This is a genomic window from Labrys sp. ALF-8 (assembly GCF_059699065.1).
This window is the reverse complement of the sequence record NZ_AP048537.1, coordinates 2,457,048-2,477,248: the sequence shown is the minus strand read 5'-3', so window position 1 is coordinate 2,477,248 and position 20,201 is coordinate 2,457,048. Positions and strand designations below refer to the sequence as shown.

Genomic DNA, 20,201 nt, shown 5'->3' with positions numbered 1-20,201 from the left:
GATCCTCATGGAAAAGCTCAGTTTCACCTTGAAGGCCGCAAGGCCGGCCGGCGGCACCCGGCGCCAGGTCATCACTGGCGTCGTCGCCTCGGGCAATCTCGAAGTGTTGGCGGAGCGGGTGCTGCCCGCCGACACCTGCACCATCGACATCGCGACCGCAGCCCGCGGTTTCGGCGAGGTCTGGGAGGCCGTGATTGCTGATTTCGTGATCCGCCGTCCGGCCGGCGGCCTGCATCTATCCATCAATGACGGCGGCGCGCGGCCGGATACCGTGGCCCTGCGGCTCGCCCAGGCCGTCCGCCTGATCGAGGAGCCCGAAGCATGAGTGCCTCCAACCGCACCCTGAGCTGGTTCGAAGCCAGCGCGCGGCAACGCCTCGCCGCCGTCGTCGACCCCGGCAGCTTCGTCGAGGCGGTCGGCCCCGAACAGCGCGAGGTCAGCCCCCATCTCGCGCTCTTCGATCTGCCTGAACAGTTCGACGACGGCATGATCGTCGGCCGTGCCGCAATGGCCGGCCGGCCCGTTCTGGCGGCGGCCCAGGAAGGCCGCTTCATGGGCGGCGCCTTCGGGGAAGTGCACGGCGCCAAGCTCGTCGGCCTGTTGCGGTCCGCCGCCGCGCTGAAGCGTGACGTCGTCATTCTCTTCGACACCGGCGGTGTCCGGCTCCAGGAGGCCAATGCGGGCGAACTTGCCATCGCGGAAATCATGCGCGCGCTCATCGAAGCTCGCCTCGCCGGCGCCCGCGTGGTCGGCCTGGTCGGTGGCCGCGCGGGCTGCTACGGCGGCGGCGGGCTGATCGCAGGCTGCTGCTCCACCCTGATCGTCTCCGAGCAGGGACGTATTTCCGTCAGTGGCCCGGAGGTGATCGAGACCAACAGGGGCATCGAGGAATTCGATTCCCGCGATCGCGCCTTCGTCTGGCGCACCATGGGCGGCAAGCACCGCTATCTGATCGGCGGCGCGGACGTCTTCGTGGATGACGAGGCAAGCGCCTTCCGCGATGCCGCCCTGGCCGCGATCGCCCAGCCCGCCGGGCTCGACCTCGACCGGCTTGTCGCGGAACAGCGGCGGCTGGCTCGCCGGCTGCAGCGCTTCGGTGCCGCGCGCGACGGCAAGGAGATCTGGTCGGATCTCGGCATCGCCGATCCCGCCGGCATTCCAGGACTCGGTACGCAGGTCTTCCTGCACCTCGCCGACGGCAGGAGGGAGACGGCCGATGACGCTCGCTGACATCCTCGCCTCGCTTTTTCCCATGGGACACACGGTTACCGTCGCCGATGGCGTGATCCGCGGCGAAGCCACCTCGCCCGGCGGCGGCATGCTGCATGTGCTGGGCCTTGCAGACGAAGTGTCTCTCGGCGTCGAGGACGCGCTCGACATCGCGGGGCATGTGCTCGACATCGCCGGCAATGGCGACGGGAGGCCCATATTGATGCTGATCGACTCCTCCAGCCAGCGCATGAGCCGGCACGACGAGCTCCTCGGCCTCAGCGAATATCTGGCCCATCTCGCCAAGGCACTGCTGCTGGCGGAGGTGCGGGGCCACCGGACCATCGCCCTACTCCATGGCGGCAGTGCCGCAGGTGCGTTCATTGCCACGGCACTTGCGACCGGCACGCTTGTCGCCCTTCCCGGCGCCCATCCCGCGGTGATGGACCTACCCTCGATGGCGCGCGTGACCAAGCTCTCCCTCGACGTCCTCAAGGCGAAGGCCGAGACGACGCCCGTGTTCGCCCCCGGCCTGGACAATCTCTTCAGGACAGGCGCCATCCACGCGGTATGGGATCCGGCGATCCCTCTTGCTGGCCAGCTCGCCGCGCTGCTGGCGACACCGGCCGCAGCCGACCATCGCGACCGGCTCGGCGCCGAGCGTGGCGGTCGTCCGAAGGCTGCCGCCATCGCCGAGCGCGTGATAGCCGAGGTGTGCCATGGCTGAAAACCCGAGGCGCCCCTCGACGAGGACCAGCGGCGCCAAGCCGCGCTTCCAGCCGCTTGCCCGCCACACCATGGTGAAGCCGGCGCCCAGGGCCTGGGCTGCCCTGGTGGCAAGCCGGCCTGACCTCGCCGGCGAGCCCCTGCTGGCGGGTTGGGCCGAGGCCGGCTATCCGCTTGTGGCCCGCCGGCCCGCCAACGGCGAGGAGGCCGGCCCGGTCGCGCTTGGCCTTCCGCTGCCTCCGGCCATGGGCAAGCGGCGCATCGCGATCACCCTGATGTCGGACGAGATCGCGGATTCGGCCCGTCCGCCCCTTCTGTGCGACGCCGCTGGTGCCGCCCCGGTACCCTGGCAGGTGACGATCGCCGCATTGCTGCGACTCGACCCGGACACCCGCTGCTTCGGAAGCCTCGCCTGGCAGCATCTCACCGGGCTTGCCTATGTGAGCGCCGGCTCGGACCTCGACCTCCTCTGGGAGCTGCCGCCACCCGAAATGCTCGGGCGGCTGCTCGAAGGCATCGCGGCAATCGAGTCGAGCGCCCCGATGCGGATCGACGGAGAGGTTCTCGGCGAATCCGGTGGCGCCAACTGGCGGGAATTGCTGGCGAGCGAGGAGATCCTCGTCAAGGGCCGGATCGAGGCTCGCCTGATGCCGCGAAGGCAATTCCTGATGGGAGAGCGGGGATGAACGCCCTTCCGCTAGCTCGCGACTTTCCGTTTGCTCGCCTTGCCGGCATGGGGCGTTGGGCCGCCGATTGCCTGAGGCAGGAAGCCGCGACCTACCCCAAGCCCGGGCTGGTGAGTCATGTCGACAACGGCGCTCACCGCGACATGGACTTTGCCCTGCTGGCCCGCAGCGCGAAAGCGCTGGAGCCTTATTTCGGCGGGCTCGCCCAAGCTGGCGCTGCGGGCGCCGGCTTGGACCGGCTGAGGGCGATCGGCATCGAGGCCGAGCGCGCCATGCTGGCTGCCACCCGCGGCGTGAACACCCATCGCGGGGCAATCTTCGGGCTGGGCCTCCTCTGCGCCGCCGCCGGATTCCGCCATGCCTATGGCATTGCCATGCCGCTCGGCCGGATCATCGCGGAACGCTGGGGCGAGGCGATCCTCGCGGGCCCGGTGCCGCTGCGCAGCCATGGAGCCGAGGTTGCGCGCCGCCATGGCGTCGGCGGTGCCCGCATGGAAGCGGCGCGGGGCCTGCCATCCGTGTACGAGATCGCCGTGCCCGCCCTGCGCGAAGGGCGCGCCGCGACCGGCGAGGAAGAAGCCGCGCGCGTGCAGGCCTGCATGGCACTGATAGCCGACGTGGCCGACACGAACATCCTGCATCGGGGAGGCACGTCCGGGCTTGCCTTCGCCCAGGGCGAGGCGCGTGCCTTCCTGGCCACGGGCGGCGTCGGCGAAACCGGGTGGCGGATCCGGGCGGTCCGTATCCACCAGGCCTTCGTCGCCAGAAACCTCAGCCCCGGCGGTTGCGCCGATCTCCTTGCCATGGCGCTGTTCGTCGACAGGGAGGAGGCGTGATGCTCGCCCTGCTGTGCGGCGGGCAGGGGCTGGTGTCGCCCGCCCTGTTCGATCTCACCGCCGAAGAGCCGCAAGCGGCCACCGTCTTCGCCGAGGCGGAGGCTCTGCTGGGCCGCGACCCGCGCATGCTCGTGCGAGACGCAGACGATCCGCGGCTGCACGCCAACCACGCCAGCCAGATCCTCTCAGTCTCCGCCGTGCTCGCCGTCCATGCCTGTATCGCCACGGCGCTGCCGGCCACTTTCGCGGTGACGGGCTACAGCGTCGGCGAGATGGCTGCCTGGAGCATCGCCGGCGCATGGAGCGCGGTGGCGGCCCTGCGACTTACGGACCGCCGTGCCCGCGCCATGGACGCTGCCGGCGGTACCCAAGCCCAGCTGGGCTATGTACGCGGGCTCGCGAGGGGTGCCGTCGATGCGCTGGCCGGGCGCCATGGTTGCGACATCGCCATCGTCAATCCAGGAGGGCTTTTCGTGCTGGGGGGCGCCCGGGCCGACATCACGGCGCTCTGCCGCGAGGCTGAGAGTGCCGGGGCGGCGAAGGCAGCCCTGCTCGACGTGCACGTCGCCTCCCACACGCCCCGCCTTGCCACGGCGATCGCGCCCTTCCGCGAGGCGCTCGAGAACAGCGTTGCAGGCGATCCCCGGCCCGGATGCCTGCTTCTGGCAGGAAGTGACGGCAGCCGCGTCTTCAAGGCCGCACAGGCCATTCCGCGCCTGGCCGCGCAGGTCGCTCAGCCCATCGACTGGGCCACCACCCTGCAGGCCCTCGGGGAGAGCGGTGTCGATCGTATCCTCGATCTCGGACCGGGCCATGCGCTTGCCGAAATGGCGCGCGTCGCCCTTCCCGAGACACGCAGCTATGCCGCCGACGGCTTCCATAGCCTTGCCGGCCTGCGCGACTGGCTCTCGACGGCGGGGCGCGAATGACGATGCATTCTCGATTTCCAGGAAGGACGGCCGCGAATAGCCGCCTGCGTTTCAGGAAAAGCGCTGCGATCTGCAAAGACGACGTCCGCGCCCCTCGTCTACGAAAAGACCATCACGGAGGCGCCGCCCATCGGTCTCCTTCGCAGCCCGTTTCTTTCGAAGGACCAGAACCATGTTGATGAACAGACGTGTGTTTTCGACCGCCGTTCTCGCCGGAGCCGCGGCCTCGCTGATATCCACCCGCAGCATGGCTGCCATCCCGGCGCCGGCGAAGGCACGCAATGTGGTGTTCGTGCACGGCCTCTTCGCCGACGGCTCCTGCTGGTCCGAGGTGATCGCCCGGCTGCAGGCCGTTGGTCTCAACACCACGTCGGTGCAGAACCCCCTCACCACGCTCCCCGACGCCGTCGCATCGGCCCGGCGCGTACTCGACCGCCAGGACGGCCCGACGGTATTCGTCGGCCACTCCTTCTCAGGCATGATCGTGACCGAGGCCGGGGTGCATCCGAATGTCTCCGCGCTCGTCTATGTTGCGGCCAGGGCCCCGGATGCGGGGGAGGACTACACCGCCCTGGCCAAGACCTATCCCACGCCGCCAGCCACCGCAGGCATCGTCTTCGACGGCGACGAGGGTCGCTTGGGCGAAGAAGCCTTCCTGCGGGACTTTGCCGGAGACCTGCCGAAGGCGAAGGCAGAAGTGCTCTATGCGGTGCAGCAACCCTTCCACAAGGCTCTGCTCACCGGCAGGACCACGAACGCCGCCTGGCGGTCGAAGCCGAGCTTCTATGCCGTCTCGACGGAAGACCGCACCATCAATCCCGATCTCGAGCGTTTCATGGCCAGGCGCATGGGCGCCAGGATGATCGAGGTCAAGGCCAGCCACCTGTCGCTGATCTCCCATCCGGACGAGATTGCCGGCCTCATCCTTGAAGCAGCCGGCCACACGGCCTGAGCTGCCGCAAGGCGACCGCCGGAATCGCGGCCGACCGTCAATGGGGCCGGCGCCGGCCACTCGGGCTCAGCGGCCGCAGGCGGTCGGCCGCGTCGCTATGGGTGGTCTCCATCGGCTTGCGCCGAGGATCCGACTCCGGGGCCTTCACGACCCCCGAAGCATAGTCCTCGATTTCCGAGGCGTAGGGCTGTTTGTTCTCTCGCTCCGCCTTGACGCCCTTGACCTGGATGGCACTCTCCATCCGTGCGACCTTGCGTTCCCTGACCATGGGCTCCCCTTCCATGTGGCTCGTCGGCTTTCACCACGGAAACGCCCCGGCGGCGATCCTGTTCCGAATTCCACCCGCCGGCATCCCATGATTGACATTCGCCCCCGGGCCTGCAATCTCTAATGTGAGATCGATCTCATATCGATCCATCTTGAGATCGGATCCGGGTCACGTAGAGGGCCGCGGGCTCCGGGAGGAACGCCGTTGCTGCTGCAGATTGCCCTCGACAAGCCCGAGCACCTCGCCTGGCTGCCGCGCCTGAAGCCCTTCGCCGACATCGTCGAGATCGGCACGCCGTTGCTCAAGCGCTTCGGCATCGGCGCCATTGCCACCGCCCGCGAACTCTGCCCCGGCATTCCGGTACTCGCCGACACCAAGACCGTCGATGGAGGCCAGTTCGAGGCCGACATGGTCTTCAGCGCGGGTGCGACTCTCATGACGGTGCTCTCCTGCGCTTCCACCGCCACCCATGACGTCGTCGGCCTCAGGGCAGAGCATTTCGGCGCCAGCGTCGTGGTCGATACCATCACCCAGTCGGGACATGACGAACTTCTGCCGCCCGACATCCGCTTCCATCCCAGCTTCGCCTATGTGGCCGTGCATTCGCCCACCGACAGGCGGCTCGCGGGCGACGTCTCCACGGCCCATATCGACGCGGTGCACAGGATGCACCGGCGCGGCTTCCGCGTCTCGCTCGCTGGCGGTATCGGCCCGGCCACGCTCGACGCGGTCCTGGCCGCCGCACCCGAGATCGTCGTGGTCGGAAGCGCCATCACAGAAGCAGAAAGACCCGAGGAGGTCGCCCAATGGATCAGTTCGAGACTTCCCCAGCGCGGCCTTGGCTGGCCGTGGGACAGGAAATAGCCAGCCTGCTCGAAAATATCGACCCGGCAGCCTTCGAGCGTGTCGTGGCGGCCTTCGAGACGAGGGACCGCCGCTGGTTCTTCTCCGGCCAGGGCCGTTCCGGCCTTTCGGCCCAGATGGCGGCGATGCGCTTCATGCATATCGGCCACGAGGTCCATTTCCTCGGGGAGGTCACGGCGCCATCCGTGCGCAGGGGAGATGGCCTGCTGATCATTTCGGGCTCCGGCCAGACGCCCGTGAGCGTCGGCTTCGCGCAGATCGCCAAGGCCGAAGGAGCCACGGTGATCGCGCTGACCCACAAGCCGCAGAGCAGGCTCGCCGGTATCGCCGATATCGTGCTTCCCGTGCCGGTCGAGAAGACGGCGCAGTTCGGCGGCAGCCTCTTCGAGCAGGCTTGCCTGATCCTGCTCGATGCGGTGATCCTCGACCTTGCCTCCCGCATCCCCGACGCCCACGAGCAGATGTGGCACCGGCACACCAACATGCAGTGAAGATCTCCCGGCATGGATGCCATGAAGACGGTAATGACGATCGGCGACTGCATCATCGACGCCGTCGAGCAAACCGACGGCACATTCAAGACCTATGCGGGCGGGGCGGGGCTCAATCTGGCCGTCGGCCTTGCCCGTTTCGGCCTCGACTCGGCCCTGCTCAGCCGGGTCGGGGCCGATCGGCCAGGCTTTCGCCTCCGACGCTACCTCAGCGAGCGGAATGTCCGGCTGATCGACACGCCCAGCGTCGATTTCACCGGCAGCGCCCTGTCTCGCAGGATCAACGGCGAACCCTCCTATGTCTTCTCCGCCGACCTGCGGCGCAGGCGCTATATCGTCGGGCCGGAAGCCCAGTCCGTGCTCGACCGGGCGGCGGCCGTAGCGGTCAACTCCTATCCGTTCGAGAACGCCGCTCATGTCGCCGACCTCGCGGCGAAGCTCGGGGCGGCGACGGGCCTCGTCTTCATCGACCCCAACCCACGCCCTGACCTGATCGCGGAAATGGAACCCGTGCGCGAGGGCATCGCCGCTGTGGCGGGCAAGGCCGATCTCCTCAAGCTAAGCGAGGAGGATGCCGTGCTGATCTTCGGAACGGCCGGCCGCGAGGCGGTTTCCACCCTGTTCTCGTGGGGAGTCGATACCATCGTCCTCACCCAGGGCCGCAGGGGCGCGACCCTGTTCGCCCGCGGCGGGCCGATGATCAAGGTACCCGCGAGCACCGGCGGCGTGCCGATCGTCGATACGATGGGGGCTGGCGACGCAACCTTCGCCAGCCTCATCGCCTCCTGCCTGGAGCGGGGTCTGCCAAGGGATGAGGAGGAGTGGGGCGACTGCCTGGACCGAGCCATGCGAACCGCGGCCGCGACCTGCCGCCACGAAGGCGGCGAACTCGTGCTGCCATGGGATGAGCCCGATCGGCTCCCTGCAGGCAGTTCCGCCCGGCTTCACGGCCTGGAGCCGGGCACCTAAAGAAGCTGAAAAGGGCCGTCCCGCCATCGCGGGCCGTTTCGACTCAGGCCGTCGTCAGCGCCCGCTCGTGCGCCTCGCCGTCGGATCGAATTGCCAAGAATCGCAAAATGCTTTGAAAGGAATCATGGCGAGCAGCACGATATCCGGTGAGGAGCGAGAGAACGAGGTAGGCAGCCGTCCCGCCCGCCTGGTCGATGTCGCCCGCCTGGCCAAGGTCTCTCGCGCCACCGCCGCGCGCGCTCTCGGCGGCTACGGCTTCGTCGGCGAGGAAACCCGGGAACGTGTAACCGCGGCGGCGCGATCCCTGAACTACCGGCTCAACGAAGTCGCCCGCGCCATGCGCGCCGGCAAGACGCTGGCGATCGGCGTGGTCGTGGCCGATATCAGCAATTCATTCTTCGCCAGTGCCGCCCGCGCCATCATCGACACCTGCGCCGAGCAGGGCTACCAGGCGCTGATTCTAAACACCGACGACGACATTGCGCGCGAGATCGAAGCGGTTCGAGTGCTTGCCGAGAAGCGTGTCGACGGGCTTATCGTCGTGCCGTCCTCGCCTGACCACAATGCGCATCTGCGCGGCATCGGCGAACTTTCCAGCCGCATCGTGCTGCTCGACCGTCGCGTCGCTGACATGAATGTGAGCACCGTGACGACGGATGACCGGAAAGGTGCCCGGGACGCCATCGACCTGCTCGTGGCGCGCGGCCATACCCGCATCGGCCTCCTCGTCTCGACGGTAGCCGCCCGCACCTACGGCGCCACCATGCCTCGTCTCGCCGTTTCCACCGTTCGGGATCGCGTCGCGGGCGCCAAGGAGGCATTGCGGCAGGCCGGCCTGCCGCTGCCCGGCGCCTGGGTGCGCTACAGCCGCAACGACCTGCCGATCGTCACCCAGGCGGCCCTGTCCATCCTCGGCAGCGAGCCGAGGCCGACGGCAATACTGGCCACGTGCGAGGAAATGGCGATCGGTGCGCTGGCGGCCTGCCGCGAATTGGGTCTCGTCGTCGGCAAGGACATCGCCCTGGTCAGCTTCGACGAATCGCCCTGGTCAAGGGTGCTCACGCCCGCGATCTCGGTCGTGCAGAGGCCGATCTACGAGATGGGGCGGGCCGCAGTCACGACGCTGATCCAGCAGATCCAAGGTGGCGTCGCGCCGAAGGCCATCGAATTGCCGACCATGCTGGTCGATCGCGAATCCGTTTTCGCCATGAAGCGCTGATCCTTTACCGTTGACAACCCCGGCCCGATGGGGGACAAAATTTGTCGTGAGACACTGCAAACTAAATATGAGATCGATCTCACAAAGGGAGGTTACCATGAAGACCATCAAGCATCTCGCTGCCGTGGCTCTGACGAGCACGGCCGTCGCCCTGGCCGCCGGCGGTTCCGGTGTCGCCAAGGATGTAAAATCCGTCGGCATTTCCGTGGGTTCGATGGGCAACCCCGGTTTCGTGATCATCGCCAACACTGCGACGCGCCTGATCAAGAAGGCCAACCCGAACGCCCAGGTCACCGCGGTCGGCTATGACTATGATCTCGGCAAGCAATTCAACCAGATCGACAACTTCATTGCCGCCGGCGTCGATTTCATCCTGCTGAACCCCGGCGATCCCAAGGCCATCACGCCCGCCATCAAGAAGGCTCAGGCGGCCGGTATCCCGGTGGTCGCGTTCGATACCGTGGCCGACGGCGCCGATGCCGCCATCACCACCGACAATGTCATGGCCGGGCGCATCTCCTGCCAGTACATCGCCGACAAACTGAACGGCAAGGGCAACGTCATCATCCAGAACGGCCCCCAGGTCTCCGCGGTGGTCGACCGCGTGGTCGGCTGCAAGGAGGTCTTCGCGAAATATCCCGATCTCAAGGTCCTGTCCGACGATCAGGACGGCAAGGGCTCGCGCGATGGCGGCCTGGCAGTGGCCCAGGGTTATCTGACCCGCTTCCCGAAGATCGATGCCATCTTCACCATCAATGATCCGCAGGCCATCGGCACGGCGCTTGCCGCCAAGCAGGCCGGCCGCAACGAGTTCTTCATCACCTCGGTCGACGGCTCGCCGGACATCGAGGCAGCACTGAAGGATCCGAGCCTCGACATGATCAAGGCCTCGGCCAGCCAGGACTTCTATGCCATTCCCAAGACTTCAGTCGAGATCGGCCTCGCCCTGATCAACGGCAAGAAACCCGAGAAGACACTGACGCTGATCCCTTCGACGCTCGTCACCCGCGAGAACGTCAACGAATACAAGGGCTGGAACAGCAAGCACGACGACTGAGCCCGGAGAAGCCTTCTCCAGAATGGCCGAAGGGAGGCCGGCATGGGCGATGATGCGCCACCGGCCGACCCCACAGGAGACGCCGGCCGCTCATTCCGGACCGGCCCTTATCCTGCGCCAGGCCCTTCCCTCACCCCGGGGGAGGGCGCCAACTCCGAAGAGAAAGAACCTGCCGTGACCGAACTCCGCAGCGACACGCTGGCCTCCCTGGGCCCCAATGTCGTCAAGCCGACCTATGACCGCAGCCGCCTCACGCCGGGCATCGTGCATTTCGGCGTCGGCAATTTTCACCGCGTGCACCAGGCCGTGGTGGTCGAGGCCTGCCTGCACCATCCGGGCCATGAGGACTGGGCGATCTGCGGCGTGGGACTGCTCGACGGGCCGGCCTCGCGGGCGAAGGCGGAAGCCTACCGCAGGCAGGACAATCTCTACACCGTCACCGAACTTACCTCGCCGACACCGAGTGAGACGCAGGTCATCGGCGCCATGGTCGAATACCTGCATGCGCCGGCTGATCCGGAAGCGGTGCTCGCGCGCCTGGCGGCCCCCCTCACCCGCATCGTCTCGCTCACCATCACCGAGGGCGGCTACAACATGGACGAGGCGACCGGCGAATTCCGCCTGGATGCCCCCGACGTCGCGGGCGACCTCGCCGGTGGCCCGCCGAGGACGGTGTTCGGCTACATCGTCGCCGGCCTCGCGCGCCGCCGCGCCGCCGGCCTGCCTCCCTTCACGGTGATGTCCTGCGACAATCTCCAGCGTAACGGGGAAACCAGCCGCAAGGCCGTCATATCCTTCGCCCGTGCCGTCGACGCCGGACTGGCGGACTGGATCGACCGGGAGGGCGCTTTCCCCAATTCCATGGTCGATCGCATCGCCCCGCAGGTTCCCGAGGAAGATCGCAGGCGCATCGTAGCGGCGACCGGCGTCGACGATCTCGTCGCCGCGACCTGCGAGACCTATACGAAGTGGGTCGTGGAGGATCGCTTCTGCGCCGGCCGCCCGAAGCTCGAACTCGGCGACGTGGTGTTCAGCGACGAGGTCAGCGCCTATGTCGCGGTGAAGGGACGCCTCTCAAACGCCGCCCACATGCTGATGTGCTACCCCTCCCTGCTGATGGGAGCACGCTTCGTCGACGAGGGCATGCGTGATGCCCGCATCCCCCACCTGCTCAGGAATTTCTGGGATCTCGATTCCCGCCGCCTGGTGACGCCGCCTGCCGGCTACGACGTCGGAACCTTCACCGGCAAGGTGATCGAGCGTTTCGCCAACCCCGCCATCAAGGATACGCTGCTGCGTGTCGCGGGAGACGGGGCCTCCAAGATCAACGTCTTCCACGGCAAGACCATCGGCCAGCTCATCGACGACAAGGCGGACCTGACGCGCGAAGCCTTCCTCATCGCCAGCTTCGCCCGCTATCTCGGCGGCGTCGACGACAAGGGCGTGGCCTATGAGATCTTCGAGCCTCAGATCGGCGAGGAAGACTGGCGGATGGTCCGCGCCGGCGGCCCGATGGCCGTTCTCGAGATCGCCGCCTTCCGCGGCCTGGGCCTGAAACGGAGCCCGGCCTTCGTGGAGATTTACCAGGCTTTGTCGAAACTATTGGCAGAAAGGGGAACTGCTGCGACACTGGACGCAATTCTGGTCTGACCAATCGAAATCCGCCTGCAAGAGCGGATGAGAAGGGAGAGGTGGATGAGCGCCGCCGATACGCATGCCTTTCTAGAAATGCGCAATGTTTCCAAGACGTTCGGCCGTGTGCAGGCCCTCAGGAACGTTTCCCTTGATGTGAGGCTTGGCGAGATTCACGCCCTGATGGGCGAGAACGGCGCGGGCAAATCGACGCTGATGAAGATCCTATCGGGCGCCTATGTGCCCGACGAAGGCTCGGAGATCCTCATCGACGGACAGAGGGTGGCGATCAACGGGCCGATGTCGGCCAAGCAGCACGGCATCGCCATCATCTACCAGGAACTGGCGCTCTCGCCCAACCTCACGGTCGCCGAGAACATCTATCTCGGCCGCGAGATCCGGAAAGCCGGGTTCATCGACCGCGGCGCCATGAATGCCGCCATCCAGGGTCTGCTCCAGCGGCTCGGCGCAACCTTCACGGCCCGCGACAACGTCTCGGACCTCTCCATCGCCGAGCGCCAGCTCGTCGAGATCGCTCGTGCCGTCCACGCCCATTCGCGCGTGCTGATCATGGACGAGCCGACGACCACGCTCTCCGAACGCGAGACGGAGCGGCTCTTCGCCCTCGTCCGGCAGCTGCGCAGCGAAGGTCTTGCCATCGTCTATATCAGCCACCGTATGAAGGAGGTCTACGAGCTTTCGGACCGGGTCTCCGTGCTGCGAGACGGCACCTATGTCGGCACGCTCGACCACGCCGACATCACGCCCGCCGCCGTGGTGCGCATGATGGTCGGCCGTGACCTCTCCTCCTTCTACAAGAAGGAGCACGACGCCCATCAGAGCCGAGGACGGGTGATCCTTTCAGTCAAGGACATCAGCGACGGCGGGCGCATCCAGCCCTGTTCCTTCGACATCCACGAAGGCGAGGTGCTCGGCATAGCCGGCCTGGTCGGCGCCGGCCGCACGGAGCTTGCCCGCCTCATCTATGGTGCCGATGCGAAAGTGTCGGGCACCGTGAGCGTCGACGGCAAGGAGCTCGACATCAAGACGCCGCTCGACGCCCTCGATGCAGGCATCGCCTATCTCACCGAGGACCGCAAGCTGCTCGGCCTGATGCTGGACATGACGGTGTCCGAGAACATCAATCTCGGCGTCATTGCCCGCGATGCCCTGCCGGGCGGCCTGCTCAATCTCGGCAAGGGCAAGAAACGCGCCCTGGCGGCGATCCAGGCCACGGGCATCCGCACGCCCTCTCAGGACGCCACGGTGGGAGGCCTGTCCGGCGGCAACCAGCAGAAGGTGCTGCTTTCGCGCCTGCTGGAGACCAAGCCGCGCGTTCTTATCCTCGACGAGCCGACCCGGGGCGTGGACATCGGCGCCAAGTCGGAAATCTACCGCCTGATCGACAAGCTGGCGCGCGAAGGCGTCGGCGTTGCCGTGATCTCCTCCGAACTGCCGGAAATCGTCGGCATCTGCGACCGAGTGGTGGTGATGCGCGAGGGCCATATCGCCGGCGAAGTGGGCGGCGGACCGGAGGCTCCGGCCATCAACCAAGAGAACATCATGGCGATCGCCACGGCCGCGGCGAGCAAGGAAGCAGCCTGAGCCCCGGCCAAACGCCGGATCGACCCCGACATCACAGGACAGTGCGATGACCTCAACCAACCCGTCCACGACGGACGCCCAGCGCCGGAAGCTGGCTCTGGCCGGCACTCTCCGGGCTCTCGGCATGCTGCCGGCCCTTCTCCTGATCGCGATCCTCTTCCAGCTCCTCTCGGCCTATGTCGAGACAGGCTCCCTGGCCTGGGGCGCCGGGCGCTTCATGTCGTGGAACAACCTGTCGATCGTGGCGCAGCAGGCTTCGATCAACACGGTGCTCGCAGCCGGTATGACCTTCGTGATCCTGACTGGCGGCATCGACCTCTCCGTCGGCGCGGTGCTGGCGGCGGCGGCCATGGTGGCGCTGATCGTCTCGCTCATCCCCAATTGGGGCATGATGGGCGTGGTCGCGGCGCTCGCCACCGGCGCCGTTCTGGGCCTGATCAACGGCGCGCTGATCGCCTTCCTGCGGCTGCCGCCCTTCATCGTCACCCTCGGCTCGATGACGGCGGTACGCGGCCTTGCCCGCCTGCTCGGCGAGGACAAGACCATCTTCAATTCCAGCCTGCCCTTCGACTTCATCGGCAATGGCTCGCTCTTCGGCATTCCCTGGCTGATGGTGATCGCCATCGCCACGGTAATCGTATCCTGGCTGATCCTGCGCCGCACCGTGCTGGGTGTGCGCATCTACGCTGTCGGCGGCAATGCCGAGGCGGCGCGCTTGTCGGGCATCAAGGTCTGGTTCGTGCTGCTGTTCGTCTATGGCATGTCGGGCCTGTGCGCGGGCCTGGGCGGGGCGATGTCCGCCGCCCGCCTCTACGCCGCCAACGGCCTGCAGCTCGGCCTCACCTACGAACTGGACGCCATCACCGCGGTGATCCTGGGCGGCACCTCCTTCGTGGGCGGCGTCGGCTCGATCTGGGGCACGCTGATCGGCGCGCTGATCATCGCCGTGCTCTCCAACGGCCTCGTGCTGATCGGCGTCTCCGACATCTGGCAATACATCATCAAGGGCCTGGTTATCATCGGCGCCGTCGCGCTCGACCGCATCAGGATGTCCTCGGGCGCGACCCGCACGTAAGGCACCCAGGAGAGCCGACCCCGTGGCCGGCACTCCTCTTCCATGTCAAGGACAGAGAAAGGTTGTGGGACTGTCTTACCCCCTTCGTGCCTTCTTCGCTGCCTGCTTGGCCGCGCGTTCCATGAAGCGCCTGTCCATGCGCTCCTGCGCTTCCGGCGAGCCGTCGTGGAAGGTGCCGAGCCACTTGTCGATCGGGATGGCGCCGTCGGTGTAGTTGCACTCGAAATATTTGTGGTGGAGGTAATGCTCGTAGGCGTGGGTGTCGATCGCCGAGCGCTCGCCCACCACGATCTTGTCGAAGCCGGCATGGCCCTGCGCCGGCACGAGGCCGAGATGCTGGAGATGGAAGATCGCATGGAAGGGATGCGAGGGCACGATCCAGTGGATGAAAACGCCGGAGAAATAGAGAAGGTGCTCCACCGGATGCATGGCCAGCCCCGACCACGGCCCCGGGTTGACGTTGTTGTGGTGCAGCTTGTGGACCGAATGGTAGAGCGGTGGCCAGTGGATCAGCCTGTGCACGAGATAGAAGTGCACCTCCCTGAAGAAGGGGATCAAGAGGAGGATCACGGTGCAGTAGATCGGATGGTCGGCATAGCCGACATAGGGAATATAGCCGTTGGCGAAGGCCCAAAGCGTCAGCACCTCATAGACCGTCCACACCGGCACACCGCTCGCGAAAGTCCAGATCATGTTGTCGACGGTCTGGTTGCGGAACAGGAAGACCGGATTGTCGGTGGCCGGCCATTTGCTGTTGTACTTGAAGGCGGTCCCCTGCCTGCGGAGCCAGTAGAGGCGAAGGTGGAACGCGCCGAACACCGCGAGCACGATCACGGCGTTGCGGACGAGCAGGAAGAGCATCCATCCCGGCGCGAAGTTCGTCATCTCGGCCATGGGCGGGGTCAGGTAGAGCCACAGCACCACGCTGAGAGCTGCATAGCCGAGGTTCCAGGGGAGGATGTAGCCGGGATAGCCGAAAAACCAGCGCAGAAAGCGCAAGGGCTGCGCCGGCCAGACGAAAACCGGCGGATATTCCAGAAATTTCAAAGGCCTCCAGTCGCCGCGCTTGTCGCGCTTGCCATAAAGCGTGTCATCCATCCCTGTCATCCCGGAGTCTGTAGCCAACTTCCTTGTCGGACAAGTTAGTGTGCAACCTAGCGGGAATACAGGGGAATCTGAAGTAAGCAGAAGGTGCAAGGGCAACGGGAACGTGGATTTCATACGCTCCCCCGGCGCACCGGCCTTCGAAGGCCGACCGGTTCGTTTGGAACCCTGGACTTCCTCTCTTTGTCAGGATTTGGGAGCCTGGCTCTCCGGATCACTCACTTCGGCTTTCGCTTGTGCTGGCTCACTTCCACGCCATCCTGGGGATGCAGGAAGAAGAAGCCGGGGAGCGAGAGGAGCGGAATGATCGCCATCAGGAGGAAGACCTGGTGGAAGTGCTGCGGCGTCAGCGGCGAACCATCCCAGGTGACGATGCCCAGGAACATGGCACCGAGCGAGACGCCGAAGCTGACGCTGAGCTGTTGTAGCACTCCGCCGAGGCTGGTGGCGCCGCTGAGCTGGGCGGAGGGCATGTCGGCGTAGGACAGCGTGTTCGAGGTCATGAACTGTGCGGCACGCGCCAAGCCGAATATGAAGACATAGGCGTCGATCCACAGATGCGGCGTGTCGGGCTGCATCAGCGCAAAGCCGGCGATCAGCGCGGAGCCGCTCACCGCGCTCCAGAACAACACCCGGTCGAAGCCGAAAAGGCGCAGCATGTATTTGGAGACGGGCCGCACGAAGAAGGAACTGACCGCGCTGACGAAGGTGATCGAACCGGACTCGATGGCACTCATGCCGAAGCCGACCTGCAGCATGAGAGGCAGTACGAAGGGTACCCCGTTCATGCCGACCCGGCAGATACCGCCGGCCAGGGTACCGACGCTGAAGGAGCGCAGGCGGAACAGCGTGAGGTCGACGGCGGGATCGGCGACGCGCCGCGCATACCAGCCGAAGGCGAAAAGCAGCAGCACGGCTGCGGCAAGCACCGCGACGATCCAGGAAACGGCAATCGTCGGCCGCCCGATATTCTCGATGCCGAACTGCAGGAGGGCCGCCGCCGTACCGACGATCAGAAAGCCCGGAAAATCGAACCGCACGCTGCGGCTGCCGTGGATGTCGCCGACAAAACGCAGCGCCAAGATGATGCCGAGCACGCCGAAGGGCAGATTGACGTAGAAGATCCAGCGCCAGGAAAGATAGTGGGTCAGCACGCCGCCGAGCAGCGGACCGATGACAGGACCGATGATGGCAGGCATCGTCGTGTAGGTCATGGCGGTGACGAGTTCCTTGCGCGGAAAGCTGCGCAGCAGGATCAGCCGCCCCACGGGCGTCATCATCGCGCCGCCGAGACCCTGGAAGATGCGCATGACCAGCAGCATCTCAAAATTCTGGGCAATACCGCAGAAGGCCGAACTCACCGTGAAGATGGTGAGCGCCAGCACGAAAATCTGGCGTGCACCGAAACGATCGGAGAACCAGCCACTGACCGGGATGAACACGGCCAGTGTCAGCACATAGGCGGTTATGGCGAGGTTGAGCCTGAGCGGCGTCGTATCGAGACCGGCGGCCATCTGCGGGATCGCGGTGGCGATGATGGTGGAATCCAGATGCTCCATCAGGAAGGCGACGCCGACCACCAGCGGAATCAGCAGCCGCAGACGGCCGTCGCGCTGGGTGGCGAATTCTTCCGCCTCCGCCGGGGCACCCGCATTCTCAAGCATCGGCCGGATGTAGCGCAGGCCTTGCGAGGCGGCAAGCCACGAAGTCGTGCCCGCCTGTGATCAGACTTGATTGAAACAGGATTCCGGACACGAACTACCAGATTCACGCCGCTTTCACGCAGTTATCCTATTGTATGTTCAATTTTCTATATTGGGCTTTCTGGTATTGTTGTAATGTATATCTCGCATCAACAAGCTGCTTATCGCTGGCGATTGCCAGCTCGACATGGCGCCGGAGCCGGGAAGCACAGGACGTAACGGAAAGCTGGAGTTTCTCGCTGCGAGGTGCCGCGAATTCGTATCGAAGGGGCCCCGGGGGTGATCCCCGGTGGCTTCGGCCGATCACCGGCATTGCCTCGCGAGGCGCCGGCTGACGGGCGGGTTTGGAGGGGAGCGGCGTGCAGGAACTCACGGGGGAGCAGATATCGCAGCTTTCGAGAGCCTTGACGAAGACCGTCAATCTCAACGATCTCAAGGATCTCGTCTATATCGCAACGGGCGATCAGCTGGACGTCTATTGGGCCAATACCGCCAATCCGCTCCTGGTCGTCCTGCGCGACTTGCTGACCCGTCTCGAACAGGAAGGACAGACGGTCGCCTTCCTCAAGACCGTTTACGCCAAACGCCCGTTCCGGGCGGATATTCGCGGCCTGATCACCCAGCTCGCGCCGGAAGCCGCCGTCGACCAGCTGACCAGTCCCTTCGACTTCGTCGTGCAGGATAATGCCAACCGCGGCACCCAGCCGGTCGATGGCAAGCTGGCGCCCGGCCTGCAGCGGAACATAAAGCCCCATCTGCAGATGCTCGATCTGCGGCTGTGGGCCCAAGGCCTGGACCAGGCGAGCCATCGCGTCTGCCGCGTCGACATCGGCGGCAGCCCGGCAGGCACCGGCTTCCTCGTCGGCCCCAGCGTCGTCCTGACGAACTGGCACGTCGTCGAGAACGCCGCCGGACAAGGCAGCCTGGCCACGCTTTCCTGCCGCTTCGACTACGCCAGGCAGGCAGACGGTTCCTTCAGCACCGGCGAGGAGATCGCGCTTGCCGATGGCGGCCTTCTGCATCATCGGCCCTACGCGCCGGCCGAGGCTTCCGACACGCCGGACCAGCCGCCACCGCTGGCCACGGAACTCGATTTCGCTCTTCTGTGCCTGGCCAAGGCGGCGGGCAAGGAGCGGGGCTGGTTCGCCTTGCCGGAGCGTGACGAGACCCTGCCGGAAAAAACTCCGTTGATCATCGTCCAACATCCGCATGGCGGACCCATCAAGCTTGCGATCGATACGGAAGCCGTGCTGCCGACGCCGGGGGCGCCGGAGCGGCCGCGCCTGCGCTACGCCACCAACACCGATCCCGGCTCATCCGGCTCGCCCTGTCTCAGCATGGACTGGCAGCTTGTCGCCCTGCATCACTATGGCGACCCGGCGTGGAGCGACCCGAAATTCAACCAGGGCATCCCGGCCGGCCGCATCAGGGCAGACCTCGTCGCCAATGGCCATGGCGACAGGCTCTCTGCGGGAGGCTGAGCATGCCGGACCCCGCCCTGCCCTCCGAAAGCATCATCGCGCTGGCCGACAGCGTCGGCGATCTGTGCACTTTTCGGGAACTCGGCGACCTCACGCTGGTATGCAACAACGAGCCGATCACCGGCATTTCCTTCGAGCAGCAGCCGCGGCGCGACATCGCCAGGGACTGCATCGACTGGGCTGTGAAGACAGGCATCCTCACCAATTTCATTGCCTGCGTGCTCTATTCCAAGAAGAGGGACCCCGGTTTTCCGCCCTTCCAGATCCTGGTGAAGTCCGTGCTCCCCGGCGCGCTCGAGGCCCCGCCCAGCGTCCAGCCCCAGGTCTATGCCGTGGTCTCCGGCATCAGCAGCCTCGAAGAGCTGATGAAGAGGGACGAGGTGCGCGGCCAGCTCTCCGCCTCGCGCGACAGGCTGACCTCGATAACGCAGAGCATCAACCTCCTGGTGATCTACAAGACTCTTCACGATACGCTGCATCGCCTCCAAACGACACAGACGCGCACCCTGCTGCAGGCGGCGGTGACCGCCGCTGACGACCAGATCAGCTCGGAAATGATCGCCGGCTATATCGGCGCGACCAACCGCGCGGTCACCGACATCCGCGTCCTGATCGACGCACCGGAGAAAGCCGCACTCCTGAACGGCTTCGACCAATCCTGGATCGAGATCCTCAAACAGGCGGCCGGCAAATGCCAGGACGGCCTGGACAACGGCCTTCCGGCCCGCATCCGCATCGCCCTTCGCAGCATCGCCATCATCCTCAGCGAACAGTCGCCGCTCCTCAACAAGTACATCTTCAATTCGGCCAATCGCCTGCCCCTCGCCGATCTTGCGACCACCCTCGGGAGCGTCAGCGGGCTCGACAAACTCTATGCGGGGCAGCTAGGCCCCGCCATCGCCGCCCTGGCGGAACTGCGCAAGAACCTCATCGACAGGGTGACCGCGCATGACCGCCTGCAGACGGTCGAGCAGAATCTATCCATCCTGGCAGAGTGCCTCGACGATACCGCGGACCTCATCCTCGGTCAGATGGCGGAGCTGTGGCCTGAAACCCGGAGTTCGGCGCTCAGCACCAACGGCCTCGATCTCGGTCCCGCCACCTATGTCATCGACCAGAAGGACAGCGACCGCGTCGATGGATGTCTACTCGACATCGAACGCATGCAATCCGACCCGGCGCTCGCCGTCAAAGTGCCCGACCAGGTCAAGGCGCTGAAAAGGGCCTTCTTCATCTTCCAGAGCAAGGTTGGTTCGCATTTCTTCGAGGTGGACAGCAAGTTGAAGTCGGATTTCGACAGCACCGCCCAGATCAGCAGCCGCCTTCAGGCAGTCGTGGGGGCCTTGGCATGAAGAAGCGTCACGGGTGGATCTGCCTCCTCGAGTCACCTGCCCA

20 protein-coding genes are annotated in these 20,201 nt (G+C 65.9%); 17 read left to right on the top strand and 3 right to left on the bottom strand.

What is annotated here, in order from left to right; all coding sequences use genetic code 11:
- The first annotated feature begins 7 nt into the window (after positions 1-7).
- The 7 genes from mdcC to AC6H34_RS11390 all read left to right on the top strand — a co-directional run bounded on the left by mdcC (position 8) and on the right by AC6H34_RS11390 (position 5,338).
- On the top strand, positions 8-325 hold the full coding sequence (mdcC, locus tag AC6H34_RS11420) for a malonate decarboxylase acyl carrier protein (RefSeq protein WP_448149870.1): 318 nt from the start codon (positions 8-10) through the stop codon (positions 323-325).
- Positions 322-1,230: a biotin-independent malonate decarboxylase subunit beta gene (locus tag AC6H34_RS11415; RefSeq protein ID WP_497538891.1), complete on the top strand. Its 909-nt coding sequence runs from the start codon at positions 322-324 to the stop codon at positions 1,228-1,230. The genes mdcC and AC6H34_RS11415 overlap by 4 nt, the downstream gene beginning before the upstream one ends.
- Positions 1,217-1,936, top strand: a complete 720-nt coding sequence (locus tag AC6H34_RS11410) for a biotin-independent malonate decarboxylase subunit gamma (RefSeq protein WP_497538890.1) — start codon at positions 1,217-1,219, stop codon at positions 1,934-1,936. The genes AC6H34_RS11415 and AC6H34_RS11410 overlap by 14 nt, the downstream gene beginning before the upstream one ends.
- On the top strand, positions 1,929-2,621 hold the full coding sequence (mdcG, locus tag AC6H34_RS11405) for a malonate decarboxylase holo-[acyl-carrier-protein] synthase (RefSeq protein ID WP_497538889.1): 693 nt from the start codon (positions 1,929-1,931) through the stop codon (positions 2,619-2,621). The genes AC6H34_RS11410 and mdcG overlap by 8 nt, the downstream gene beginning before the upstream one ends.
- On the top strand, positions 2,618-3,457 hold the full coding sequence (mdcB, locus tag AC6H34_RS11400; RefSeq protein WP_497538888.1) for a triphosphoribosyl-dephospho-CoA synthase MdcB: 840 nt from the start codon (positions 2,618-2,620) through the stop codon (positions 3,455-3,457). Before mdcG ends, mdcB begins: the two co-directional genes overlap by 4 nt.
- Positions 3,457-4,386: an ACP S-malonyltransferase gene (locus tag AC6H34_RS11395; protein ID WP_497538887.1), complete on the top strand. Its 930-nt coding sequence runs from the start codon at positions 3,457-3,459 to the stop codon at positions 4,384-4,386. The genes mdcB and AC6H34_RS11395 overlap by 1 nt, the downstream gene beginning before the upstream one ends.
- Positions 4,387-4,558: 172 nt before the next feature.
- Positions 4,559-5,338, top strand: a complete 780-nt coding sequence (locus AC6H34_RS11390) for an alpha/beta fold hydrolase (RefSeq protein WP_448149876.1) — start codon at positions 4,559-4,561, stop codon at positions 5,336-5,338.
- Positions 5,339-5,375: 37 nt separating this feature from the next.
- Here AC6H34_RS11390 and AC6H34_RS11385 read toward each other — a convergent pair whose 3' ends face one another.
- Complete coding sequence (locus AC6H34_RS11385; RefSeq protein WP_497538886.1) at positions 5,376-5,606, bottom strand: hypothetical protein; 231 nt, start codon at positions 5,604-5,606, stop codon at positions 5,376-5,378.
- A gap of 204 nt (positions 5,607-5,810) precedes the next feature.
- Between AC6H34_RS11385 and AC6H34_RS11380 the strand changes: the two genes are divergently transcribed.
- The 8 genes from AC6H34_RS11380 to AC6H34_RS11345 all read left to right on the top strand — a co-directional run bounded on the left by AC6H34_RS11380 (position 5,811) and on the right by AC6H34_RS11345 (position 14,518).
- Positions 5,811-6,470, top strand: a complete 660-nt coding sequence (locus tag AC6H34_RS11380; RefSeq protein ID WP_497538885.1) for an orotidine 5'-phosphate decarboxylase / HUMPS family protein — start codon at positions 5,811-5,813, stop codon at positions 6,468-6,470.
- A complete protein-coding gene (locus tag AC6H34_RS11375) occupies positions 6,413-6,961 on the top strand; it encodes an SIS domain-containing protein (protein WP_497538884.1) in 549 nt (182 codons plus the stop codon). Before AC6H34_RS11380 ends, AC6H34_RS11375 begins: the two co-directional genes overlap by 58 nt.
- A gap of 12 nt (positions 6,962-6,973) precedes the next feature.
- The gene (locus AC6H34_RS11370) at positions 6,974-7,930 is read left to right on the top strand and encodes a PfkB family carbohydrate kinase (protein ID WP_497538883.1); all 957 of its coding nucleotides are present in this window, start codon (positions 6,974-6,976) and stop codon (positions 7,928-7,930) included.
- A gap of 124 nt (positions 7,931-8,054) precedes the next feature.
- Positions 8,055-9,149 (top strand): LacI family DNA-binding transcriptional regulator, encoded by a 1,095-nt coding sequence (locus tag AC6H34_RS11365; RefSeq protein ID WP_497538882.1) that lies wholly within the window; start codon positions 8,055-8,057, stop codon positions 9,147-9,149.
- Positions 9,150-9,246: 97 nt separating this feature from the next.
- Complete coding sequence (locus AC6H34_RS11360) at positions 9,247-10,206, top strand: ABC transporter substrate-binding protein (protein ID WP_497538881.1); 960 nt, start codon at positions 9,247-9,249, stop codon at positions 10,204-10,206.
- A gap of 174 nt (positions 10,207-10,380) precedes the next feature.
- Positions 10,381-11,856 (top strand): mannitol dehydrogenase family protein, encoded by a 1,476-nt coding sequence (locus AC6H34_RS11355; RefSeq protein ID WP_497538880.1) that lies wholly within the window; start codon positions 10,381-10,383, stop codon positions 11,854-11,856.
- Positions 11,857-11,901: 45 nt separating this feature from the next.
- Positions 11,902-13,443 (top strand): sugar ABC transporter ATP-binding protein, encoded by a 1,542-nt coding sequence (locus AC6H34_RS11350; RefSeq protein ID WP_448149884.1) that lies wholly within the window; start codon positions 11,902-11,904, stop codon positions 13,441-13,443.
- Positions 13,444-13,489: 46 nt separating this feature from the next.
- On the top strand, positions 13,490-14,518 hold the full coding sequence (locus AC6H34_RS11345) for an ABC transporter permease subunit (RefSeq protein WP_448149885.1): 1,029 nt from the start codon (positions 13,490-13,492) through the stop codon (positions 14,516-14,518).
- Positions 14,519-14,593: 75 nt separating this feature from the next.
- Here AC6H34_RS11345 and AC6H34_RS11340 read toward each other — a convergent pair whose 3' ends face one another.
- Positions 14,594-15,616: a sterol desaturase family protein gene (locus AC6H34_RS11340; protein WP_497538879.1), complete on the bottom strand. Its 1,023-nt coding sequence runs from the start codon at positions 15,614-15,616 to the stop codon at positions 14,594-14,596.
- 224 nt (positions 15,617-15,840) lie between these two features.
- Positions 15,841-17,286, bottom strand: coding sequence for a DHA2 family efflux MFS transporter permease subunit (locus tag AC6H34_RS11335; RefSeq protein ID WP_497538878.1), 1,446 nt, complete (start codon positions 17,284-17,286; stop codon positions 15,841-15,843).
- Between the two features lie 398 nt (positions 17,287-17,684).
- Here AC6H34_RS11335 and AC6H34_RS11330 point away from each other — a divergent pair, with 398 nt between their 5' ends.
- Both AC6H34_RS11330 and AC6H34_RS11325 read left to right on the top strand, forming a co-directional pair.
- The gene (locus tag AC6H34_RS11330; protein ID WP_448149888.1) at positions 17,685-18,806 is read left to right on the top strand and encodes a trypsin-like serine peptidase; all 1,122 of its coding nucleotides are present in this window, start codon (positions 17,685-17,687) and stop codon (positions 18,804-18,806) included.
- Positions 18,807-18,808: 2 nt separating this feature from the next.
- The gene (locus AC6H34_RS11325; protein WP_497538877.1) at positions 18,809-20,158 is read left to right on the top strand and encodes a hypothetical protein; all 1,350 of its coding nucleotides are present in this window, start codon (positions 18,809-18,811) and stop codon (positions 20,156-20,158) included.
- Positions 20,159-20,201: the final 43 nt, after the last annotated feature.

Bases quoted from the DNA above. Each gene is read 5' to 3' on its own strand.
- mdcC (WP_448149870.1), top strand. From the start codon at position 8: ATGGAAAAGCTCAGTTTCACCTTGAAGGCCGCAAGGCCGGCCGGCGGC.
- AC6H34_RS11415 (WP_497538891.1), top strand. From the start codon at position 322: ATGAGTGCCTCCAACCGCACCCTGAGCTGGTTCGAAGCCAGCGCGCGG.
- AC6H34_RS11410 (WP_497538890.1), top strand. From the start codon at position 1,217: ATGACGCTCGCTGACATCCTCGCCTCGCTTTTTCCCATGGGACACACG.
- mdcG (WP_497538889.1), top strand. From the start codon at position 1,929: ATGGCTGAAAACCCGAGGCGCCCCTCGACGAGGACCAGCGGCGCCAAG.
- mdcB (WP_497538888.1), top strand. From the start codon at position 2,618: ATGAACGCCCTTCCGCTAGCTCGCGACTTTCCGTTTGCTCGCCTTGCC.
- AC6H34_RS11395 (WP_497538887.1), top strand. From the start codon at position 3,457: ATGCTCGCCCTGCTGTGCGGCGGGCAGGGGCTGGTGTCGCCCGCCCTG.
- AC6H34_RS11390 (WP_448149876.1), top strand. From the start codon at position 4,559: ATGTTGATGAACAGACGTGTGTTTTCGACCGCCGTTCTCGCCGGAGCC.
- AC6H34_RS11385 (WP_497538886.1), bottom strand. From the start codon at position 5,606: ATGGTCAGGGAACGCAAGGTCGCACGGATGGAGAGTGCCATCCAGGTC.
- AC6H34_RS11375 (WP_497538884.1), top strand. From the start codon at position 6,413: ATGGATCAGTTCGAGACTTCCCCAGCGCGGCCTTGGCTGGCCGTGGGA.
- AC6H34_RS11370 (WP_497538883.1), top strand. From the start codon at position 6,974: ATGGATGCCATGAAGACGGTAATGACGATCGGCGACTGCATCATCGAC.
- AC6H34_RS11365 (WP_497538882.1), top strand. From the start codon at position 8,055: ATGGCGAGCAGCACGATATCCGGTGAGGAGCGAGAGAACGAGGTAGGC.
- AC6H34_RS11360 (WP_497538881.1), top strand. From the start codon at position 9,247: ATGAAGACCATCAAGCATCTCGCTGCCGTGGCTCTGACGAGCACGGCC.
- AC6H34_RS11350 (WP_448149884.1), top strand. From the start codon at position 11,902: ATGAGCGCCGCCGATACGCATGCCTTTCTAGAAATGCGCAATGTTTCC.
- AC6H34_RS11345 (WP_448149885.1), top strand. From the start codon at position 13,490: ATGACCTCAACCAACCCGTCCACGACGGACGCCCAGCGCCGGAAGCTG.
- AC6H34_RS11340 (WP_497538879.1), bottom strand. From the start codon at position 15,616: ATGGATGACACGCTTTATGGCAAGCGCGACAAGCGCGGCGACTGGAGG.
- AC6H34_RS11335 (WP_497538878.1), bottom strand. From the start codon at position 17,286: ATGCTTGAGAATGCGGGTGCCCCGGCGGAGGCGGAAGAATTCGCCACC.
- AC6H34_RS11325 (WP_497538877.1), top strand. From the start codon at position 18,809: ATGCCGGACCCCGCCCTGCCCTCCGAAAGCATCATCGCGCTGGCCGAC.